The sequence below is a fragment of the Mojavia sp. genome (assembly GCF_059505145.1).
The window spans coordinates 1-20,822 of sequence record NZ_JCACKA010000076.1; the positions used below are offsets into that span (position 1 = coordinate 1).

Below are 20,822 nucleotides of genomic sequence, written 5' to 3' on the forward strand. Positions count from 1 at the left end.
TGATTTTCACCTCCACTTACTAGTTCATCTGTTCTTACAAAGCTGAGATGCTCCCCAAAAAGCAGAAAATCAGATTTTTTCTAGTAATCGAATCTTCATTGAACACATAATTCGGCTTATCAAGATTTTCCGCATTGCCTCTTGACGATTTCGACTTCATTCTCCGGTGTACGAGCAAATAATTTTTACTGTTTGTGGTTTAGTTAGATTAAGAATTGGTAGTTTAGTTTTACCAACTTAATCAAAAGTGATAATTACATGCTCACACAAGATAAAGGGGGGGCATATTTTTTGGTCTAAACTATCACTAACTATCTTTAACCGTGATTACTACGTTTCTATGAAGATATCAAAGCTGGCTTTCAAAGCTTTGCACAGACACGCTTGTAAATTTTCGGACAGGTCTATTGATCAAGAATAACATTATTAGAATCTATCCCACTAATACCAGCAATATGATAATCTGCTGTTGATGAAGGTAAGTTGTATTAGGGTATGGCTGGGCGATTTGAAGGATTAAGCGACCAGTCATTACAGTTGTTTGAAGATATATTCCCCAAGGAGCCAGAAAAGAAAGGGCGGGGAATGCCCCATCGATGATTCTTTTATAGAGGATGAAAACCAATCGAGTAAGTGGGTGACATATTTTTTCTTTTTCTATTTGAAGGCAAAACAATAAAGCCACTCTGTCCCTGAATTCGGGAATTTTTTACTTTAAGCCACAATATCTTCGCTACTTTTACACCTTTTTGGTCAGTTTTTGCTTCTAAGCAAACCCTGCTGTTTGAATTAGGTTTAAGGAAAGTATGAATAGCCTAAAAGATGTATATCGTGTACTAAAAAATTAAATTTTTAACAAGAGCATACCAGTAAATTAACTAAAATAATCTTTTAAGTACTACAATAGAGTTATGGCTAAAAATATTAATTTTGAATATAGATTCAACAGCTTGAAATCAACTAAATCAAAAATCTATATTGAGAAATATATCTTTTGAATTTATTTTCAAAAAAAAGTGAGCGAAGGTATATTCCGAGAAATAGATAAATTATACTCTTTTTGTAAATAATCTTGTCTAATATTGACAGCAAGTTTAGCTATAAAAACAACAATAAATAAAAGGAAAAAATGCCAAGACTCGTAGGAAATCGCTCTCATGCTGGAGCAAACATCACCATTATCATCATCCTGATCGCCACGTTTGGGGTACTCCTCGAATACTTTGGCGTGGTTGACATTGTTCCTGGTTTTGGTCGAGAGGGACGATATTTTCAGCTAAAAAGTCAGCTAACTAACGAACAAGTCACTGAACAACCCAATCAATAAAAACTGCGAGGAATAAATGCGTAAAGGTAGTGATATTATCGATAAAGTGGTCGTCACATACGACGCTGGTAAGAAAATTGAGCGAATTCGAGATTTAATTTTCGATCAAAAACGCAATCAACTTTTGGGCTTCTTGGTAAAAGAGAAGGGACTGTTTCGGGATGCAAAAGTGATTCCTTTGCAAGAGGTGCAAGCTATAGGATTAGATGCGATCGTAGTTAACTCTAAAGAATCTGTTGTTGAGGCACATCGTGTTCCGGCAATTAAAGAGATTTTGCACCAGAATATCGTGCTCAGAGGCACGAGAATTCTGACTACTCAAGGACTCGATCTTGGCGGACTGGTTGATTTGTTCTTTGATGAGCACAGTGGACTGGTGGAAGGATACGAAGTTTCCGGTGGTGTGTTTGCCGATGCTTACTCTGGGCGATCATTCGTTCCTGCTCCCGAAACGCTGAAAATTGGTGACGATGTTGCTTTTGTGCCTCCAGAAACTGCTCAAATGATGGCAGAACAGGTCGGTGGTATCCGAGGAGCCGTTAACGCAACTGAAGATAGATTCCAAGACTCGGCTGAGACTGCTAACCGCAGACTGCAAACAGCAGTTCAAACCGTAAATGAGCAACTGCAAAGCTCGGTAGAGAACGTGAACCGTAGTCTACAGGAAGCAAGGCAGAATGCAAGTGAGCAATTGCAGACGGCAACTGATGCTACTAGCAGCAAACTGCAAGACCTGAATCGAGATGCGACTGCTTCGCTGACTAATAATTTGGTTGACCCTGCGGAGCAAAAGGTATATGTGATTGGCAAGCACGTTGAGCAGGATGTGCTGACTCCAGACGGAAATGTATTGCTACTGCAAGGGCAGGAAGTCACCCTAGTCGATGCAGAAGCGGCTGATCGCCTGGGTATCCTTGATGAACTCTATCGAGCCACCAATGGCAGTCTAACTGCAAACATCAGCCGCAATATGCAAGCAGCAATCGAATCTACTAGCAATCGAATTGGGAGCGCAACTCACAGTAGCGTCGCTAATCTGCGTCACTCAGTTGATGGGCTGGCTGCACATGTAGCGATCCAACAAACAAAAGGGCGCAGAGTCTTGCAAACAGTGCGTGCTAACGAAGGCTTAATTATTGCAGCATCTGGGCAAATTGTGACCGAATCCGTTCTCGATCGTACCCAGACTTACGGTAAAGAAGCAGAATTACTCAATGCTGTCGGTCTAGATTTGGCAACCGTAGCCCGTTCTAGCGCTAATGACACTTGGTTAGAAACCAAAGTTCAACTGCGCGACGGAGCAAGCATCGCCCAAAAGAACCTCAACAGTTTCTGGCAAGCCTTGAAAAAGCAGTCTGAAAAGCTACAAGGACGCAGCACACGGGCAATGAAGAAGCAACGAATTGAACAAGCATTGGGTCGTCCAGTTACCCGTGTCATTCTTGACCCAGAAGACAACGTAATTCTCAATGTGGGTGAACTAATTACCCATCGCGCCGTCCGTCAGGCTGAAGAAAGTGGAGTTCTGAATATCTTACTGAGTTCAGTCTATACCAAGGAGCCAGAAATCTCTGACAAGGAGTTACGTGCTTCAGAACACGGAATGGCAGCCTTAGTGCATCACGGTAATGGGCGATCACAACTTGAATCTAAATAGACTTGTCCGAAAACTCCTTGCGCCAGAGTGTTCAAAGCTTTGAGACAAAACTTTGAGATTTTTGCGAAAACGCAGTTACAAGGGTTTGATATAGTTAGTGATAGTTTAGAGGCATAAAAATAAACTCCTAGTTTCTAAAAATTTATGATTATTGTTACTAATTAAGTTGGTAAAATTAAACTGCCTATTCTCAACCTAACCAACCCACAAACTGTTAAAATAATCTGCTCATAACTATCAATTTTTAAGCGGAATCTTTGTGAGACTATGCGAAATATTTTGAGTAAACGAATCAAATGCTCAATAAATATCCGATTACTAGATAAAGCTTTGTTTTCATCTTTTTGTTGTTGGGTTAGTTCTTGTTTCGGTTTTCTTTTATGAGGAGTAATAATATTCTCACCACCTTGATACGCTTTATTTCCTGAAAATGGCTGAGATTTATCAAATTTCTCTTGAGATTTACGAAACAACTTTATATCTGCTGTTGGCCCACGAGCGCCTACTTCTGCCTGACAATATCTTTGGCTTCTGGTAGCCCAATTACTTGACTTTTTAAAGTATGTTGTCTCTTCTTTCCAGAAAAATATTCTTGTTGCTCTTTTTGGCCGGAAGGTCTATATATTAACTGTTCCAGGCTATCGACTAATAGCCTAAAATTCGTTAACACTTCTTGAAAAAATAGTAAATTGCTTTCATTATCTGAGACTTGTTCTAATAAACTAGATGGTAAGATATCTCGAAGGATTGGTACCCAATAATGGAATGTATCATTAGCTTCTGTCTTAGAAACTCCAAACAACATTCCTAATACTTGAAATGTCGGCATCTGCCGTAAATAAAATAAGCATAAACATACTGGCTCTTGGATTAATAGTAATTCTTTGCGCCCCCCGCCAGCCGCATTGATTCTGATTTTATGGCTTGACTGTTTAGTTTTAATTTCGTTGTGACGATTTCTGGCACAATTTAGCAGCGATTGTAATTGTTCGTAACTAATCCCTAAAATTTGTTTTGTTCGTAGTGGATACTTTTGGATATAATCAAAAACCATAACTAATATTGAAAATGGTAGACACTCATTTAAACGTTTTACCATTTTTCTTTTCCTAAGTTAATATTTCGGACAAGTCTACTAGGAATTGCTCAAGAGAAGGGTTTAATTAACTGGAGTTACGGTGCCGTTGACGGGTCTTTTTCCCCCTGGAAAAGGTGGCGGTGAGGGTGTTAAGTATGGCCATAAAGGCAAAGGGATTTTGATACATACGCTAACTGATGGTAATGGTATGCCTTTGGCCAATCGCACAACTCCAGCCAACGGTAGCGAAAGAGATCAAGTTATACCACTGTTAGATAGTGTCAAAGTCAACACGAACAAACCCGGTAGACCGCGTAAACGAGTAAAAGTGTTGGCGGCAGATAAAGGTTACGATTCCAAAGATAAACGTGCTGCTTTGCGTAGACGCGGTATCAGACCACAATTACCCAAGCGTGTTTGGAAGAGCAAGAAGAATCGCGGCAGACCAATTAAAATCTCAGTTCCACGTTTTCAACAAGAGCGTTGTTTCGCCTGGTTCCAAAGAAAATATCGCAGGCTTGTGGTTCGATGGGAGCGGATTTCTGCCTGCTTCAACGCTTTTCTTTCTCTAGCTAGAATTCACATTTGGATTAATAGAATTTTATTAGTGGGATAGGTTCTTAGCATCTTCACCCCATCCCAGTCCAAGAATAAGACCATTAGCATAAGCTTTATCTCCAAGTTCAGCTATTTCTAAAATTAGAGATTTATACTTAGGTTCTAGTTTTCCTGCTTGAATCATCTTATCTAATCTGGCTTCAAATTCGGTGTATGATTCAATCTTCTGGGTCATTGTTTTGAATTATATTGTAACTGAGATTTTGTGACGATACTCATCAACTTGGGTGAAACAATCTTTGCCACAATCTTGTGTAACGTGCTGATCATTTATAATCTACACAGCCAGGGATACCATTTTTTTGGAACCACTAATAATTATTAGCTTGGTAGCATACCTAGAATCTGAGTTATGAATTGTGCTGGCAAATGCCAGTAAGGTTTCAACTATGTATATTATTAGTAATAGCGATAGCAATTGATCAGGAAAAATACTTCAAATCCTATCGAATGTGCAAATAGTAAATAAAACAAAAACAGAAATTACACTCAAAGGTACATACAATAAATTACGAGAATTGGCAAATGGTTAGAGAATACTCACCCCAAACACAATCCAATTCGCCTCTAGAAAATCTGCCCCCGCTTCAAAGTGGCGATCGCCTGACTCGCCCCGAATTTGAACGACGTTACGCGGCTGCTCCTCATATCAAAAAAGCAGAACTGATTGAAGGAATCGTTTACGTGGCATCTCCATTAAGACATGAACAGCATGGTAAACCTCACAGCCGGATGATAACTTGGTTAGGAGTTTACCAATCATTAACTCCTGGTATTGACTTAAGTGATGCTCCAACTGTCAGACTCGATTTAGATAACGAACCACAACCGGATGCAGTGCTGTTTGTTGAAACAGCTGCGGGTGGACAGACAAAATTGAGTAGCGATGGTTATATTGAAGGTGCGCCTGAGTTAATTGTAGAAATAGCCGCAAGTAGTGCCGCGATCGATAGGGGCAGCAAAAAACAGGTTTACCGCCGTAACGGGGTGTTGGAATACATAATCTGGCAATCTTACGAGAATCAAATAGAATGGTTTTACCTCAGTGATGGCGACTATCAATTGCTATCTCCTGGTGAAGATGGGATCATTCGCTCTCAAGTTTTTCCAGGGTTGTGGTTAGCTGTGGAAGCATTGCTAGACAATCAGATGGTGCGGGTGTTACAGGTGTTGCAGCTGGGATTAAATTCCTCTGAACATGGTAATTTTGTCGAGCAATTGGCGAACAGATAAATGCGCCATCGCTACCAGCCATGACAAAGTTTGTAGGCGGATGTCTATGGGACTTGTCTGAGACATTTTTTACCCGATCAAGGGAAGAATCTTAGACAAAATTAATTGGGAAGCAATGCGATTTTGTGAGGTGTTTCCAAAATTAGGGCGATCGCCAATCTTCATGCTTAAGCGCGAAGTACTTTAAAATACAATATAAAATTGTTCCAACTGTCTGCCATCCATCGACTTGGAGTCGCTCAATTTTTGATAAAAAAATACTCAAGCGCCAAAAGCCCGCGCTCCGGTTGAGCAACATATTAAGCTTACGTGTAACTCGATGGATGGGCTTGTACCTCAGCCCATCCACCGCACTTAAGTGCAAACGACATTCTTATCTCTGTTTGCAGCTTGCGGTAAGTTCTACATTGTAGAAAGTCCCTGGTTTGGGATTAATTGAACGCAACTCCTGAATAAAAGCATTAAATCTTGTATTGCTTGTGCCGAAGCCAGCTTCAGCACAAGCAGATAAACCTCCTTCGATGGGAATAGGAGATCCGACCCTGGGACTATATACAATGAATTTATCGACGGTGCTAGTGCCGACTGCAAACCCGATAACTTGGCGAATTGTTCGCAAAGCGGCATTATCTAAGGAACCACCAATACTGCCAATACTGATATTAACCGCACGATTTTCAGCAAAGGCCGGCGCATTAATCGACAATACTGCCCCGACAATAATGAAACAGGTGAACTTCTTCATTTTCCTCTCCTCCAAAAAATTGAAAAACTAATAATTAGGTTTCGACATGGATGAAGTACATCAGAGACTTTGCCATGTAAGGTTTTCAGGCATCGTGTTGTACCTCACTCGGCTGAAAACTTATGTAGGTAAAAATCGTGGAATAACTATTTATTATCCCTCTTTTGTTACCTTCGGCAAAGAATAATCTCAAACCCCTATTTTTACGTTTCTTTTCAACAAAAGAATTGGGTGCGGCTCTTTTAAAAATACGGTATCTTGAATAAGGGTAATTTAGGAGATGCTTGTCGAACAAAGGTATTGAAAAAATTCCCAGGTCTAAACTCCTTAAGTTCAGATAGTGTTTACAGCTATTTTCAGATAAATAAACCACATTTTTTTATCTCACGCAGAGACGCAGAGAGAAATATAAGAGTGTGGTCTAAATACATGAAAACTGCGTCAATTAATCCTTATAGCTACTCGGAGAATATTATGTTTTACTTTTTGCTTACTTCTGTCCCATTGCATAAGTAAAACTCTTATAATTAGGAAATGGCATTTAGTAAAATTTATGTTACGCGATCATTGGATAGGAGAGTTGAATGATTATTGCTCTTATTAAAAAGCTATAATCATGACTTCTTTTCCTTGTACCCTCTTTTTTCTTCCATACTGTTAATTTGGCAATTTATCAGTTAAATAAACTTGAATCAGGTGTAGAAAATCTTCCAAATCTTGGACTAATTTAGCTGTATCTTGAAGCTCTTGGGTATGGCCTAATTTTTCTAGTTGTTCTGCGGCTTGCTGCATAGTTGTAGCTCCGACATTGGCACTAGCGCCTTTGAGATGGTGCGATTCCTTAAGAAGTTGCTGAAAATCATTAGTCGCGATCGCAGTTTTGGCTGCTTCTAAATGAGACTGGCTATCTTCAACAAATAATTGTAGTAATTCCAATTCAAATTCTGCGTTATTTTCGGAAAGTTGATGTAGATGTTCTCAATCAAGGGGTAGGCCGAGTGCATCAGTATTTGTCAGAGATTCTATCTGCTCAGTTGTATCTGTATTTTGTGTTTTGAAAATTATACTTGTCCAATGCTCTAGCGTTACTGCCAATTTTTCTTTCATCACTGGCTTGCTGAGATAGTCATCCATGCCTGCATCTAAACACATTTGTCTATCTTCTTTCATTGCATTAGCAGTCATAGCAATATCTCAGCAATAGTAGAAGTTGCTTTAATCTGCGCTCCTAAAGCCATGCCATCTGTTTCGGGCATTTGCATATTAATTAAGATGACATCATAAGGCTGGTTTTGCTCACAAGCTTCTTGAATTACACCCAGAGCCACAGCAGCACTCTCAGCTTGATCTACTTGCATTCCCCAACGGGTAGCTTGATGGTAAATAATTTTGCGATTAGTAGCGTTGTCATCTACTACTAACAAGCGGCGATTGTTCAGCAGCCCGCGATCGCTTATTGTAGAAGCAGGCTGGAGTTGCTTGGCAAAAGTCACCTCAAACCAAAACTGCGAGCCTTGCCCCAGCTGACTTTCTACGCCAATTTCTCCTCCCATCAAAGTTACTAATTGTTTGCAAATAGCTAATCCTAAACCTGTACCGCCATATTTGCGGGTAGTAAAAGCATCAACTTGGGTAAATGGCTGAAAGAGTCTGCTTTGATTTTCTGGGGTAATGCCAAGACCCGTATCTGTGATAGCAAAGTTAATGTAGCTGTATTTGGAGTTTGCGAACGTAATTCTACTCGGATTAATATCTCCCCTGTGCTAGTAAACTTAATCGCATTGCTAATCAAGTTCATCAGAATTTGCCGTAAGCGTGTAGCATCTCCTTGCAGGTGGGTGGGAACGTTGCGATAAATTAATGCCGCAATTTCTAATCCTTTATTGTGGGCTTGGGGAGCCAACAAATCCAAAACTTCCTCAACACAGGTTGATAAGTCAAAGTCTAGAGTTTCGAGCATCATTTCCCCAGCCTCAAGTTTGGATAAATCCAAAATCTCGTTGATTAGGGATAACAAAGCATCTCCACTAATAGGTATAGCACAAGTGATAATTTCTTGGAGTTGTCGCCGTTCTCTTTCTAGCGAGATCCCGCGGTACATTGTCAATGACACATAGTGTTCCCAACCCATACCCCTCTGCGTTAATTAGAGGTACACCTGCATAAAAACGTACATGAGGATCTGATGTGACTAAGGGATTAGCAGCAAATCTTTCGTCAGTTGTGGCATCAGGAACAATAAAAATGTTTGGTTTGACAATAGCATGAGCGCAAAATGCAACATTACGGGGTGTTTCTAACGCCTCCAAACCGATTTTGGATTTGAACCACTGACGATTGGCATCAACCAAGGTGACTAAAGCAATAGGAGTACCACAAATATATGATGCTAAACGAGTGAGGTCATCAAAGGCAGCTTCAGCATTTGAGCCAAGAATTTGATACTACGAAAGTGCTTCAAGTCTCTGTGCTTCGTTATCAGGTAATGGCGCGTTCATTTTTAATTTAAAAGTAAACAAAATATTGTTAATTAATAGAGCTATTACTGGCTTACTATGTTTTGACTGTAACTACGAGCAATCAAGGACTGAGATTTACAATCTCTGATCCCATAACAAACTAATAAACGATATTAATAATTTTTTACTAATTTTTATTCAGTAATTTTACGGTAATGCTGAATGTATAGTTAGCATAAGGATGAATAGGCAATCAAAAACAGTCATTAATAATTGATGAGGCGATCGCAAAAAAGCATATGCTAGTTCAGTAGTACCCCTTCAATACTCACAAGCAATGCTTATTGCAATAGCTAGAAAAATAATCAACAATACAATTGCAATTGCACTTGAGGATAAAACAGCAAAGTAACTAAACTATGACTTCGACAATTCCCCCGAAAATGCGGAAGCTACCAACTCAAGCAATTCCAGCTAAGATTTTCCACTCTGGTAATATTGTCAGCTTGTTTATTATGCTTACCAGTGGATTACAAATTTACAATGCTAATCCTGTTTTTGGCGGGCGTGCAGGTTTCCATATTCCCCCCATATTTACATTAGGAGGTTGGCTGGCTGGAGGTAGACATTGGCATTTTTTTGCCATGTGGTTATTTTCGCTGAATCTCTTGTGGTACGGAATTTACGTTTTAATTACCAAACGCTGGCGACATCGGTTTGTGGGCGCTAATGATTTGAAAGCATTACAGAAAAGCCATAACTCGCAGCGCCTAATTTATGCTTGGCATCGCATTGTCTATACAGCGATTATTCCTATTTTGCTCTTAGCTTTAATTACTGGTATAGGAATGTATAAACCTGCTCAATTTCCTTGGATTGTAAATATATTTGGTAATTGGCAAGCATTGCGTATTGTTCATTTTGCTTCGGTGCCAATAGTTATTGTATTTGTAATCATCCACTCTTTATTAGGACGTAAAGCTGGAGGTCAGCAACTTACAGAATCTATGTTTTGGTAAACTTACTGCTGTTGCTGCAAATAAATTCGAGATTTTTTAATATGGGTTTAATTAGGAGAAATCAATTTACACGCCGCCAATTTTTCCAAATTTCTGGATTGTCTGGCGTAGGTTTTCTGCTTAGTGGTTGTGGCACACAGGGCTTTGAAGATTTGGTGGGTAAACTTTCTGAACCATTAAATCAGAAGGTAGAAGAGTTAATATTTAACCCACAAAAGCCAGTACCAGAATTTTTACCCAGTGACATTCAACCAGAGGCTTTAATAGTTAACACCTTTAGAGGTACTCCAATTATTGACCAGGAAAAATATCGGTTAATTGTTGATGGTGAGGTCAATAATCCTTTGAGTCTCAGTATGGCAGAAATTCAAGCTTTGCCCTTAACTTCCATGATTATTCGTCATGTTTGTGTGGAAGGTTGGGCTGCGATCGTACAATGGGGAGGCATAACTTTACAAGAAATTATTACTCTTGCTAGACCTAAAGCTAATGTCAAGTATGCTTATTTTAAATCAGCTGATGGCTATTATGAAAGTTGGGATATAGCATCAGCCTTGCATCCTCAGACTTTATTAGCCTATCAGAAAAACGGTGAACCTTTACCAGTTGATAACGGCGCACCCTTGCGTTTAGCCTCACCGATTAAACTTGGTTATAAACAAAGTAAGTGGGTAACTCGAATTACGCTGACTAGTTACTTATCACCTTTTAAGGGCTATTGGGAAGACCAAGGTTATGAATGGTTTGCAGGAATTTAAATATTTGATAAATTGACTCTGTTAGTTGTTTTTATTATTAATATAGTAACTCTACATGATTTGTAAAGAATATTTATTTGTGTAGCGTCGGCATTGCCCACCTAGTATATGTCAAAAAATAGATACAAATTATATATTAATAGCTGTAAAATACTAACAATCATTTATTTAAATTAAATATGAACTTTTTTGATAAGCTACATAATAATATTGCACAAAATCAAAGTTTACTATTTGTAGGGCTTGATCCGAATCCAGAGATGATGCCTAGCCGCTATCAATCTCAAGATATGATCGCTGGGTTATGGAATTGGTTGCAATTTATTATTAATGAAACTTCTAATTTTGTCTGTGCATATAAACCAACGCTGGGCTTTTATGAAGCGTTGGATATTCCAGGTTTAGAACTGCTACACAAAACTTTAGCAGCTATTCCAAAACACATTCCCATCATTTTAGATGCTAAACACAGTGACTTAAATACTAGTACAATTTTTGCCCGTACTGTGTTTACAGAATGGCAGGTAGATGCGATTACTCTCAGCCCCTATGCAGGGCAAGACCATGTAGCACCATTTTTGGTTTATCCTGATAAGGCTGTATTTATTTTGTGTTGTACATCTAATCTTGGAGCGCAAAGTTTACAGCAATATCCGACAAACGAATCACCACTATATTTGCAGGTAGTTAAAGAATCAAAAACCTGGGGTACTCCAGAACAATTGGGTTTGGAAGTAGGAACTACAAATCCTGAAGTTTTGGCGCTGATTCGGGCGGTTGCACCCGAACGAATGATCATGGCACGTAGCATTTGGGCAGAAGGTAGCAATCTTAACGAAATTTTAGCAGCAGGCTTGAATGATAATGGTGATGGTTTGCTAATTCCTGTGCCCCAAGATATGTTAGGGAACTTAGAATTATCTTCAGCAATTCAAAGTTTACGTGCTGAAATTAATCAAGCTAAAACTAACATAATTGATGAGAATTCTACTTGTTCTGTGTGGTTGCCTGATGTATGTTTTTTAAATCAACATCCCCAGCAAGATTTAATTTTACAACTGTACGATATTGGCTGCATTATGTTTGGTAATTTTGTCCAAGCATCGGGAGCGATATTTCCTTATTACATCGATTTACGCAAAATAATTTCCGAGCCTCAAGTCTTCAATCAAGTTCTGAGTGCTTATGAAGAAATTTTGCAAAACCTGAATTTTGATAGGATAGCAGGTATTCCCTACGGTTCATTACCTACAGCTACTGGTTTAGCTTTACGCCTTCATTGCCCAATGATTTTTCCACGTAAAGAAGTAAAAGCACACGGAACTCGCAGGGTAATTGAAGGTGATTTTCATCCTGGTGAAACGGTTGTGGTGGTTGATGATATTCTCATCAGTGGTAAAAGTGTCATGGAAGGCTCTGAAAAATTGAAGTCAGCAGGATTAAATGTTAATGATATTGTGGTATTTATTGACCATGAACAAGGAGTAAAAAATAGGTTAAAAGAAAATGGTTACCGCAGTTATGCAGTTTTAACTATTTCAGAAATTACAGAAACTCTCTATCAAGCAGGACGAATTAATGAGGAGCAATTTTTAGCTTTTAAAGAAAGCTAGTACCGCTATGCAGAATTAAAAAATTTAATGTTGAGAGATACAACTTTTGCCTCTAATACCAAATTTGGGATAGCTAAGTAGCGCTCATGAACTGCGATCGCCCTAAATTTCACAGGTCATGGTATTTTTACTCGTAACACATCTTTAGCAACTCACTAATCAACCTCCAAGATATTGACAAATTTGGCATCATTGCAGACCTCACCAACACTTCTAAATTTTTTGATTGTTCAAAGCAGCAGGAACATATCCGACTCTAATGAATCCTTTGTTCTCAAGCAGTTTTTGCATTACAACTACAGACTGTCCAGTTAGTTATGACAGATAACCACAACTTCTTTTTGCGTAACGTTTGGTACTATGCTCTGCCCAGCGCTCGGCTCAAACCCGGTACAATGGTTGCCCGCACCTTCTTGGGAGAACCAGTACTGCTGTGTCGCAGTCAGGAAGGAAAGATATTTGCCGTGCGGGACATTTGCCCTCACCGTGCTGTGCCTTTGAGTTGTGGTCGATTCGATGGGCAAGAAGTAGAATGCTGCTACCACGGTTGGCGCTTTGATCATGCTGGACGCTGTGTTGCAATTCCATCTCTGCTGGAAGAACAGGATCAGGATTTGAGTCGCTTCAATGTCCAGTCCTACGAGGTGCGCGAAACTCAGGGAAATATTTGGATATATATGGCACAACCGGGTAAATCTCAATCTTCTTCTAGGATGGAGATTCCAGAGATTCCAGAGGTTCCTGGTTTTGGCGATCGCCCACCGCAGCTTGTGGAGGTCATGCGGTTTCCCTGTTTTGTGGATCATGCAGTGTTAGGACTGATGGACCCTGCACATTCACCTTACGTTCATCGTGTATGGTGGTGGCGATCTGGAGAACTCCACGAAGAAGTAAAGCAATTCGACCCCTCTCCCTTCGGGTTCACGATGCGACGACACCAACTGCCAGCGAATACAGGCAAACTATACTGGCTGCTTGGCGGTATTCCCGAAACCGAGATTTCTTTTCGATTACCTGGAGTGAGAGTAGAAGAGACAACGACTACAAAGCATCGGGTTTGTAATTTAACAGCAATTACACCCATTTCTGACACAGAAACCGAAGTTACCTTTGCTCTTTACTGGACACCCTCTTGGGCAAAATGGGCCAAACCTGTGATGCATTTACTAACACGAGCATTCCTTAATCAAGACCGTGCAGTAGTCGAAAAGCAGCAGATAGGCCTCAAGCACAATCCAGTGCTGCGACTAATTAAGGACTCAGATATGCAAGCGCAGTGGTACTACCAGTTAAAGCGTGAGTATGCTCGCTCTCTGGCAGAAGAGCGACCATTTGTAAACCCTGTCAAAAGTCAGTTACTTCGCTGGCGTGCTTGAGAGTTTAAAGACTGATACTAAGTTGCGGTCAAGCTGATCGTATTATTTGCTGTTCTTTATGATGCTGTTGTAATCGGTACATATGATTAAATAAATTCCAGCAATATTCTTCCGGGAGTCCGCAAGTGATAGCGCCCCGCAAAACAATATTAAAGTACCAATCATTCGGTGCGGCTTCTTCTGCAAGCTTGTTCACGACAACATAGGTGCGAACGTTTTTGTATATTTGGTTTTGACAATTAATATCTACTAATTCATGCTTATAAACGCTTTGAAATATGCCTTCTCTTTTATCTAAATAATGACTTAATCGCCAGGGTAATTGATACAGTACACCTTTTACACTCGTGTTAGGGTCTTTGACTACATCCAAAACACCAGATTGGCGAGTGGCAGAATAAAGATAAAAACCTAGCCGATAGCCCTTCAGCATTCCAGCCCCAACGACATAACGGTAGGTACTTTCTCCAAGCGATCGCTTCAGATCTACTGGACACATACACGAGCCATAAGCAAAATAGTAGAACATTGGCTCTTTTTGGGGCCGATGTTGTAATTTCAACTCCAAACTTGCAAAATTATGAGATTTCACCCAACTGTTCTCTAAGCGTATACTCTAATATGTCATCTATCCCTGGAAGTATACTCTAAAAATCAAATTTTACTATCAAAAATCAAGTAGGGTGGGCGATGCCCACGCTACTGTATTTGGATGAAAACTATATATTTCAGTTGTAAAAGCTATTGTAAATACCTAAATAGCGATCGCAGTAGTCAATTACGTCAAAAATTTTGATATCTTCTGATAAAATCCCGAATTTGTTTGCTTTTAAAACCTTTAGCAAGTTGGCGCAAATTAGCGGCAAAAGGTATAAACTGCTTATTCAATTTCTCTAATTCTGCTGCTCGTTTTGTAATGCCTGTAAGATCGCCTCTCATTGCCAAATCGAGCAAAATTGCAATTTCTTCTGCTGGTGGAGCAATCAATTGTAGATTTTGAATTTCGGATGTTGGATGAGCATCTTCTGCCTCTTGCCTATTGCTTGTTGGTTGTTCATAAATCCATTCCAACCCCAAGTGAACTTGTAATATTTCTAAAAGCTCTACTTTTTGAATTGGTTTAGCGAGAAAATCATTACAACCGACCTGGCGGCTCTGCTGCTTATCAAATTCAAAAACACTAGCAGACACAGCAATTACTACTACGTGCTTGAGATCTGGTAACATTTTGAGGCGACGGGTAGCTTCAAAACCGTCCATCACAGTCATGACCAAATCCATAAAAATGACATCAGGTTTAAATTCGCGCGCTTTATTAATACCATCTAAGCCATCTGACGCTTCCAAAACTTCAAACCCTAAAGGCTCTAGTAAATTGACTAAAACAGAGCGATTTGTCGATTTATCATCTACTACCAAGACTTTTCGTTTAGGGTCTAAAAAACCAATGATGTTGCGTTTTTCGTAATTTTTGATATCAAGTTGAGGAATCACTTCAGGTAATTCTAAATCTAGCCAAAAAATGCTGCCTTTACCTAAAGTACTCTTTACCTTTAGTTCGCCACCCATCATTTGAACTAACTGACGACTAATTGCCAATCCCAATCCTGTTCCTTCAGTCTTACGGCTATCTTCACCCACTTGCTTAAATGGTAAAAATATCTCTTCTAATTGCTCTGGTGCAATGCCAATACCTGTATCTTCGACTTGAAACCGAATTTTGGGAATTAGAGATTGGGAAGAAATCTCTCCAGGTTCCATCAAATAACCTACTTTGAAAGTTACGCCACCTTTTTCTGTAAACTTGACAGCATTACTAAGTAAATTAATCAAAACCTGACGTAACCGTTTTTCATCGGCGCAAATGAATTGTGGTAATGGGGAAAGCGTTGTGTAAATTAATGAAATTCCCTTTTGTTCGGCATGGATATGGCAGATTTGGACAATACTCTCTAGAAATTCTGAAAATTGAAAACTTTTAGAATAAAGCTCCATTCTCCGAGCTTCAATTTTGGAAAGGTCTAAAATATCGTTAATAAGTGTCAGTAAATGTTCGCCACACTCGTGAATGATGTTTATACCATTCTTTTGCTTCTCTGTGAAAGTCTTATCTTTTTGAAAAATTTGAGCATAACCCAATATACCATTGAGCGGAGTACGGAGTTCGTGGCTCATGTTAGCCAAGAATTCGCTCTTAGCGCGGTTGGCGGCTTCAGCCGCTTCTTCTGCTCGTTGGCGTTCGTGAATTTCTTGCTTGAGTTGCAAATTTATCGCTTCTAGCTCTAGCGTTCGCTCTTGTACTTTTGCTTCTAAAGTCCGATTATAATCCTCTAAATCGTTGTAGAGACGGGCATTCTCAATTGAAATTGCTGCTTGTGAAGATAAAAGTTGTAAAACTTCCAATCGCTCTGGTGTAAAAGCACCTGTTGTCAAATTATTTTCTAAGTAAAGAATGCCAATGAGTTTACCTTGATGGACAATTGGCATACATAAAACAGATTTTGGTTTGTAGTTGATAATATATGTATCCGTGGCAAAAACGCCCTCAAGGTTAGCATCGTTTAGTACTACATTCTCCTGAGTGCGACGTACATAGTTAATGATAGATAACGGTAGCTGTTGACTACTTTCAACAGGTGTTGATTGCTGTACAGTTATCTCGTCTTGAGCCACGCTTCCAAAAGCTTCTATTAATAGGTTTCCAGCTTTTTCTAAAATCAAAAATCCAGTTTCTGCTCCAGCATTTTCTAGTACAATTTTCATCAGCTTATTTAGTAAATTGCCTAGCAAGATTTCCCTAGAAATAGCTTGTGAAGCTTTCATTATTGCATCTAAATCAAAAACTCCTAAACTGCCTTTATCCGTAGAGCTAATTGTGCGATTTACCTCTATTTTTTTATGGTTATCTTGCAGTATCTGGGAAAGAAATTGAGGATATTTTGCTTCTAAATATTTGACCTTGGCAATAGCTCCCCAGCGAATATATCCATAATAGGATTCAGTAAGATAAATCTGAGCAAACTTTTCTTTGCCAAGGGAGAAATAAAATTCTGCTGCCAGTTCCGCAGATAGTGCTTCTTCTTGGATATATCCATGCTCCCTTGCTCCTGCGATCGCACGGTCATACAACTCCATTGCTTCTACAATTTGCCCCAAAACCCGTGCTTTCTCTGCCTCTACAAGCTCATACTTATGCTGAAAATTCATGGGGGCATGGCCAGCCCACTCTTGCATCTTTTTCTGATTATTCATCACCCTGCTCAAGAGGCTTTCTTGGCGTGAGTGTGGCACTGATAGATATATTGCTAGTTGTGCTAAAGAATCATAGAAATAAAACAATGGTACAATCAGCCACCCTCTTACACCGTCTAAATATTGTTCGGCTTTTACTGCATTTTCTACCGCTTGAGAAAACTCACCAAACAGGTAACAAAGGATTAATTTATTCAGAAATACATAATGAACTAGAGTTCGCTCATTAAATTGAATATGAAGTGATAATAATTGCTCTTCATTGTAAGCGTCACCAATTAAAATCCAAGGGGTTTCAGCTAATCCTATTAAATTCAAGACTACCTGATGAAATATTTGATGCCACTTTAAGGCAACTTCTTGATTAATTTGAGCGATCGCTTTACTATACCGAGCCATTTCCTGTTCCAGGCTATTTAACTCCCAACCGCTCCAATATGAATATTGACACTTCAGACTTGCTGAATATCCAGTATGTATTAAATCTCCATATTCTAGTCCGCTATAGTAAGCAGCTTCTAAAAGTGGCAAGGTTTCTTTAACATGATGTTTCCAATGTAGTATAAAGGTTGAAACTTTAAATAAAGTCTGACTTCTAGCCTCATGAGCATCTAACCGTTCTAATAGGCTTAACGCTAATTGTCCGAATTTATCAGCAGCTTCAATATCTTGTAACAATCCGCTAAAAACTATTCCATAATCAGCAAACCCGCAAGCTGACAAAGGAGTGTTCCCATGTAGAATAGATGAATTGACTTGCTGGCAAGCCATTAGGATAAATAAAGCAGGTGCAGATTGATATGCAGCAGGAACTAAACTTACTATAAGTCGTAGGGCTGCTAACTTATTCTGATCTGTCATTTTTGGCAGATTAATTAAATCATCTATTCCTTTGCCTGCTAAATTTGCTGTTGTTTCCTCGATAGCTTTGTTAGTATCTAATAAAGTTGGTGATTCAGTCAGTTTTACTCCTAATATTTCTAAAACTTGTAAACCAAGCTTCACTGCTTCAAGTAGCTTTCTTTGCACTTGATAAGTTTTGATTTGTATCTCATAAACTTTTACTTTGTCCAGTTGCGTTTTGGCTTGTTGCAGTACTCTCTCAGCCAGTTGCTTCATTTGTTCAAAATCACCGCAAAGAAATGCTGCTTCTGCTGCTTCCTGATGTAGAGCTAATGTAAGTTCATATTGTTGTTGCCAGCTAGAAGTTGCCAACAGGCTCAAACCAACTTTAAGATAACGGATAGCAGACTCATACGCAGTTGCTGCTTTCGCTTTTTGACCCGCGATCAAATTGAGTTCAGCCAACTCATATTTTTCTGGTTCAAACGCAAGTAATTCGATTCCACAGTTAAGTTGGTTAACTAAAGCGAAAATATTTTCTTTTCGTTCGGTAAGCGTAGTATTTTGTAGTAGCAATTGACCAATCTGGAGGTGAGTTGCTTTTTTTTGATAATCTGGAATAAGAACATAAGAAGCTTGCTGTACACGGTCATGTAAAAATTTGTAAGCAATAGTAAATTGTTCGCTTTGCTCAACAGTCACAATTAAGGGAATTTTATAGGATTGAGTTAAGGGTATAACCAAACCTACCTGTAGAGATTCCCACAAATCTGCCGCTGTTTCTGATAAAGATTTTTGATTAACAATACTTAGAATATCTAAAGTAAATTTATCTCCTATACAAGCAGCTAACTTTAAGACATTCTGCGTTTTGGGTGACAGCTTTTGAATTTGATTGACCATTAATTCAACGACATTATCGGTGATATCAATGTCTTTAAGTAGTTCATTATCCCATTGCCAGTAACCTGCATCAAAATTAAATGTTAACAGGTTTTCCTGATAGAGAGATTTAAGCAGTTGAGTTAAAAAAAAGGGATTTCCCTGAGTTTTGTTAAATATTAACTTAGCTAGAGGTTTTGACTTTTCTTGATCAGTCCGTAGAGTATCGCTGACTAACTGGTTGACATGAGCAATCTGCAAAGGCTGGAGAACAATATTATTGATAACTGCATCCAATTCTTGAATTGCTTTTAAGGTCAACATCAACGGATGCGTCGCGTTAACTTCGTTATCACGATACGCTCCAATTAGTAATAGATATTGACTCTCTATGTTGCTTAAGAGCAATTGAATTAATTTTAGAGAAGCAGAATCTGCCCACTGCAAGTCATCCAAAAACACTACCAGCGGATGTTCTCTTTGACAAAATACATGAATGAATTGTTGAAATACCCGATTAAATCTGTTTTGGTATTCGGTTGGCCCCAATTGAGGAACAGTTGGCTGAGAACCAATAATCAGTTCGACTTCGGGAATAACATCAATCATGATCTGGCTATTGGAACCAAGAGCTTCTAAAATTTTCGCTTTCCAAATTGCTATCTTTTCATAACTTTCTGTTAATAATTGTCGTATCAATTCTTGAAAAGCTTGAATCAAAGAAGCGTAAGGAATATTTTGTTTAAATTGGTCAAATTTACCGGAAATAAAATACCCCCGTTGCCGCACGATTGGTTTATGAACTTCATTAACTAAAGAAGATTTGCCTATTCCTGAATAACCACTTACTAAGATCATTTCAGTGGCACCTAGACTCACCCGCTCAAAGGCATCCATTAAATTGGTAACTTCTTGTTCACGACCATAAAGTTTTTGCGGAATCAGAAATTGACTGTATAAATCAAGCTGACCAACAATGAAGTTGTCAATTCTCTCAGTTGTCTGTAATTTTATTAGGCATTCTTCTAAATCGGCTTTTAGCCCCAAGGCGCTTTGATATCTCTCTTCAGCGGTCTTGGCTAATAATTTCATGACAATATCCGACACCGCTTTCGGAATTTTTCCCTGCACTCCTGCTGCCTTTTCTTCTATTTCCTCTGGTGATACTGGTGTTTTAGCAATATGGCAATAAACTAATTCCAATGGGTCGGTAGCTTGAAAAGGTAGCTGTCCTGTTAGCAATTCATAAAAGGTGACGCCTAGTGAGTAGAAGTCAGTTCGATAGTCAATCGAGCGGTTCATTCTTCCAGTTTGTTCTGGTGAAATATAGGCGAGGGTACCTTCAAGTAAATTGGGATTACTAACGGTTAAATTTTCTCTTGATAGGCGTGATGAAATGCTAAAGTCTATAATTTTAACTAAACCTGTTTTTGCATTTATAAAAATATTTTGTGTTTTAATATCTTTATGAATAATATTATTTTGATGTAGCTCTGCAAGCGTTGAAGCTAATTGAATAGCAATCTGCAAAAAATTGTTTAACTCAAAGTTTCGTGAATTAATAAAATTTGTCAGAGGTTCTCCCCCAAAATCTGACAATATGAGTGCCAAACCATTTTGATAGCTTTCTAAAGCTAGGGGCTTCACAATTCCTGGTAATTCCAGTTCTTGGAGTATTTTATATTCGTGTCTTAATCGAGCGAGTTGTTCTATTGTGGGATACTCAGCTTTGAGAGTTTTAATCATCACCAAAGTTTGCTCTGGCTTTTTCAAAGCACGATAAATCCAGCTTGTGGTGCTGTCATAAAGGACTGCGAGGAAGTGGTAATCGGCGATGGTAAGACTCATTTTTATTGTCTCGCTCGTGCGAGATGAATATCAGCTATAACTTCCATAATGATGATAAGTTTTCTTAATGTTGACTGTAAAAATATTATTAATTGTTGACATAGTTATTAGCTA

General features: G+C 39.0%; 15 protein-coding genes and 1 pseudogene. 8 read left to right on the forward strand and 8 right to left on the reverse strand.

Features of this window, described 5'->3' with window-relative positions; genetic code table 11:
- Window positions 1–1,129: 1,129 nt before the first annotated feature.
- Complete coding sequence (locus tag AC5JL8_RS21755) at window positions 1,130–1,327, forward strand: hypothetical protein (protein WP_495881771.1); 198 nt, start codon at window positions 1,130–1,132, stop codon at window positions 1,325–1,327.
- A 16-nt stretch (window positions 1,328–1,343) separates the two neighbouring features.
- A complete protein-coding gene (locus tag AC5JL8_RS21760) occupies window positions 1,344–2,984 on the forward strand; it encodes a PRC-barrel domain-containing protein (RefSeq protein WP_495881772.1) in 1,641 nt (546 codons plus the stop codon).
- A 161-nt stretch (window positions 2,985–3,145) separates the two neighbouring features.
- Here the strand turns inward: AC5JL8_RS21760 and AC5JL8_RS21765 are convergent, their stop codons facing one another.
- Window positions 3,146–3,574, reverse strand: a complete 429-nt coding sequence (locus AC5JL8_RS21765) for a transposase family protein (RefSeq protein WP_495881842.1) — start codon at window positions 3,572–3,574, stop codon at window positions 3,146–3,148.
- The gene (locus AC5JL8_RS21770) at window positions 3,487–4,083 is read right to left on the reverse strand and encodes a helix-turn-helix domain-containing protein (RefSeq protein WP_495881773.1); all 597 of its coding nucleotides are present in this window, start codon (window positions 4,081–4,083) and stop codon (window positions 3,487–3,489) included. Before AC5JL8_RS21770 ends, AC5JL8_RS21765 begins: the two co-directional genes overlap by 88 nt.
- Window positions 4,084–4,168: 85 nt before the next feature.
- Between AC5JL8_RS21770 and AC5JL8_RS21775 the strand changes: the two genes are divergently transcribed.
- Complete coding sequence (locus AC5JL8_RS21775) at window positions 4,169–4,678, forward strand: transposase (RefSeq protein ID WP_495881774.1); 510 nt, start codon at window positions 4,169–4,171, stop codon at window positions 4,676–4,678.
- Here AC5JL8_RS21775 and AC5JL8_RS21780 read toward each other — a convergent pair.
- Window positions 4,667–4,855: a hypothetical protein gene (locus AC5JL8_RS21780; protein ID WP_495881775.1), complete on the reverse strand. Its 189-nt coding sequence runs from the start codon at window positions 4,853–4,855 to the stop codon at window positions 4,667–4,669. The two genes, AC5JL8_RS21775 and AC5JL8_RS21780, sit on opposite strands and share 12 nt — an antisense overlap.
- 350 nt (window positions 4,856–5,205) lie before the next feature.
- Between AC5JL8_RS21780 and AC5JL8_RS21785 the strand changes: the two genes are divergently transcribed.
- A complete protein-coding gene (locus AC5JL8_RS21785; protein ID WP_495881776.1) occupies window positions 5,206–5,913 on the forward strand; it encodes a Uma2 family endonuclease in 708 nt (235 codons plus the stop codon).
- A 373-nt stretch (window positions 5,914–6,286) separates the two neighbouring features.
- On the opposite strand, the gene AC5JL8_RS21790 is transcribed toward AC5JL8_RS21785, so the two are convergent.
- The 3 genes and pseudogenes from AC5JL8_RS21790 to AC5JL8_RS21800 form a co-directional block, all read right to left on the reverse strand.
- Window positions 6,287–6,658, reverse strand: coding sequence for a hypothetical protein (locus AC5JL8_RS21790; protein ID WP_495881777.1), 372 nt, complete (start codon window positions 6,656–6,658; stop codon window positions 6,287–6,289).
- A gap of 657 nt (window positions 6,659–7,315) precedes the next feature.
- Window positions 7,316–8,750 (reverse strand): annotated as a pseudogene (locus AC5JL8_RS21795) (ATP-binding protein); the annotation flags it as partial.
- The gene (locus AC5JL8_RS21800) at window positions 8,686–9,096 is read right to left on the reverse strand and encodes a GAF domain-containing protein (protein WP_495881843.1); all 411 of its coding nucleotides are present in this window, start codon (window positions 9,094–9,096) and stop codon (window positions 8,686–8,688) included. The pseudogene AC5JL8_RS21795 and the gene AC5JL8_RS21800, both read right to left, overlap by 65 nt.
- 440 nt (window positions 9,097–9,536) lie before the next feature.
- On the opposite strand from AC5JL8_RS21800, the gene AC5JL8_RS21805 reads away from it, so the two are divergent.
- From AC5JL8_RS21805 to AC5JL8_RS21820, 4 genes are all read left to right on the forward strand, one after another.
- Window positions 9,537–10,136: a cytochrome b/b6 domain-containing protein gene (locus tag AC5JL8_RS21805; RefSeq protein ID WP_495881778.1), complete on the forward strand. Its 600-nt coding sequence runs from the start codon at window positions 9,537–9,539 to the stop codon at window positions 10,134–10,136.
- Between the two features lie 41 nt (window positions 10,137–10,177).
- Window positions 10,178–10,894, forward strand: coding sequence for a molybdopterin-dependent oxidoreductase (locus tag AC5JL8_RS21810; RefSeq protein WP_495881779.1), 717 nt, complete (start codon window positions 10,178–10,180; stop codon window positions 10,892–10,894).
- Between the two features lie 179 nt (window positions 10,895–11,073).
- Window positions 11,074–12,507, forward strand: a complete 1,434-nt coding sequence (locus tag AC5JL8_RS21815) for a bifunctional orotidine-5'-phosphate decarboxylase/orotate phosphoribosyltransferase (protein WP_495881780.1) — start codon at window positions 11,074–11,076, stop codon at window positions 12,505–12,507.
- A gap of 317 nt (window positions 12,508–12,824) precedes the next feature.
- Window positions 12,825–13,883: a Rieske 2Fe-2S domain-containing protein gene (locus tag AC5JL8_RS21820; RefSeq protein ID WP_495881781.1), complete on the forward strand. Its 1,059-nt coding sequence runs from the start codon at window positions 12,825–12,827 to the stop codon at window positions 13,881–13,883.
- A 28-nt stretch (window positions 13,884–13,911) separates the two neighbouring features.
- Here AC5JL8_RS21820 and AC5JL8_RS21825 read toward each other — a convergent pair whose 3' ends face one another.
- Window positions 13,912–14,412 (reverse strand): gamma-glutamylcyclotransferase, encoded by a 501-nt coding sequence (locus AC5JL8_RS21825; protein ID WP_495881782.1) that lies wholly within the window; start codon window positions 14,410–14,412, stop codon window positions 13,912–13,914.
- Between the two features lie 254 nt (window positions 14,413–14,666).
- On the reverse strand, window positions 14,667–20,708 hold the full coding sequence (locus AC5JL8_RS21830; protein WP_495881783.1) for a hybrid sensor histidine kinase/response regulator: 6,042 nt from the start codon (window positions 20,706–20,708) through the stop codon (window positions 14,667–14,669).
- Window positions 20,709–20,822 lie beyond the last annotated feature (114 nt).

What these genes read in the sequence shown, in the direction of transcription:
- AC5JL8_RS21755 (WP_495881771.1), top strand. Translation starts at nt 1,130, where the DNA reads ATGCCAAGACTCGTAGGAAATCGCTCTCATGCTGGAGCAAACATCACC.
- AC5JL8_RS21760 (WP_495881772.1), top strand. Translation starts at nt 1,344, where the DNA reads ATGCGTAAAGGTAGTGATATTATCGATAAAGTGGTCGTCACATACGAC.
- AC5JL8_RS21770 (WP_495881773.1), bottom strand. Translation starts at nt 4,083, where the DNA reads ATGGTAAAACGTTTAAATGAGTGTCTACCATTTTCAATATTAGTTATG.
- AC5JL8_RS21780 (WP_495881775.1), bottom strand. Translation starts at nt 4,855, where the DNA reads ATGACCCAGAAGATTGAATCATACACCGAATTTGAAGCCAGATTAGAT.
- AC5JL8_RS21785 (WP_495881776.1), top strand. Translation starts at nt 5,206, where the DNA reads ATGGTTAGAGAATACTCACCCCAAACACAATCCAATTCGCCTCTAGAA.
- AC5JL8_RS21790 (WP_495881777.1), bottom strand. Translation starts at nt 6,658, where the DNA reads ATGAAGAAGTTCACCTGTTTCATTATTGTCGGGGCAGTATTGTCGATT.
- AC5JL8_RS21805 (WP_495881778.1), top strand. Translation starts at nt 9,537, where the DNA reads ATGACTTCGACAATTCCCCCGAAAATGCGGAAGCTACCAACTCAAGCA.
- AC5JL8_RS21810 (WP_495881779.1), top strand. Translation starts at nt 10,178, where the DNA reads ATGGGTTTAATTAGGAGAAATCAATTTACACGCCGCCAATTTTTCCAA.
- AC5JL8_RS21815 (WP_495881780.1), top strand. Translation starts at nt 11,074, where the DNA reads ATGAACTTTTTTGATAAGCTACATAATAATATTGCACAAAATCAAAGT.
- AC5JL8_RS21820 (WP_495881781.1), top strand. Translation starts at nt 12,825, where the DNA reads ATGACAGATAACCACAACTTCTTTTTGCGTAACGTTTGGTACTATGCT.
- AC5JL8_RS21825 (WP_495881782.1), bottom strand. Translation starts at nt 14,412, where the DNA reads ATGTTCTACTATTTTGCTTATGGCTCGTGTATGTGTCCAGTAGATCTG.
- AC5JL8_RS21830 (WP_495881783.1), bottom strand. Translation starts at nt 20,708, where the DNA reads ATGAGTCTTACCATCGCCGATTACCACTTCCTCGCAGTCCTTTATGAC.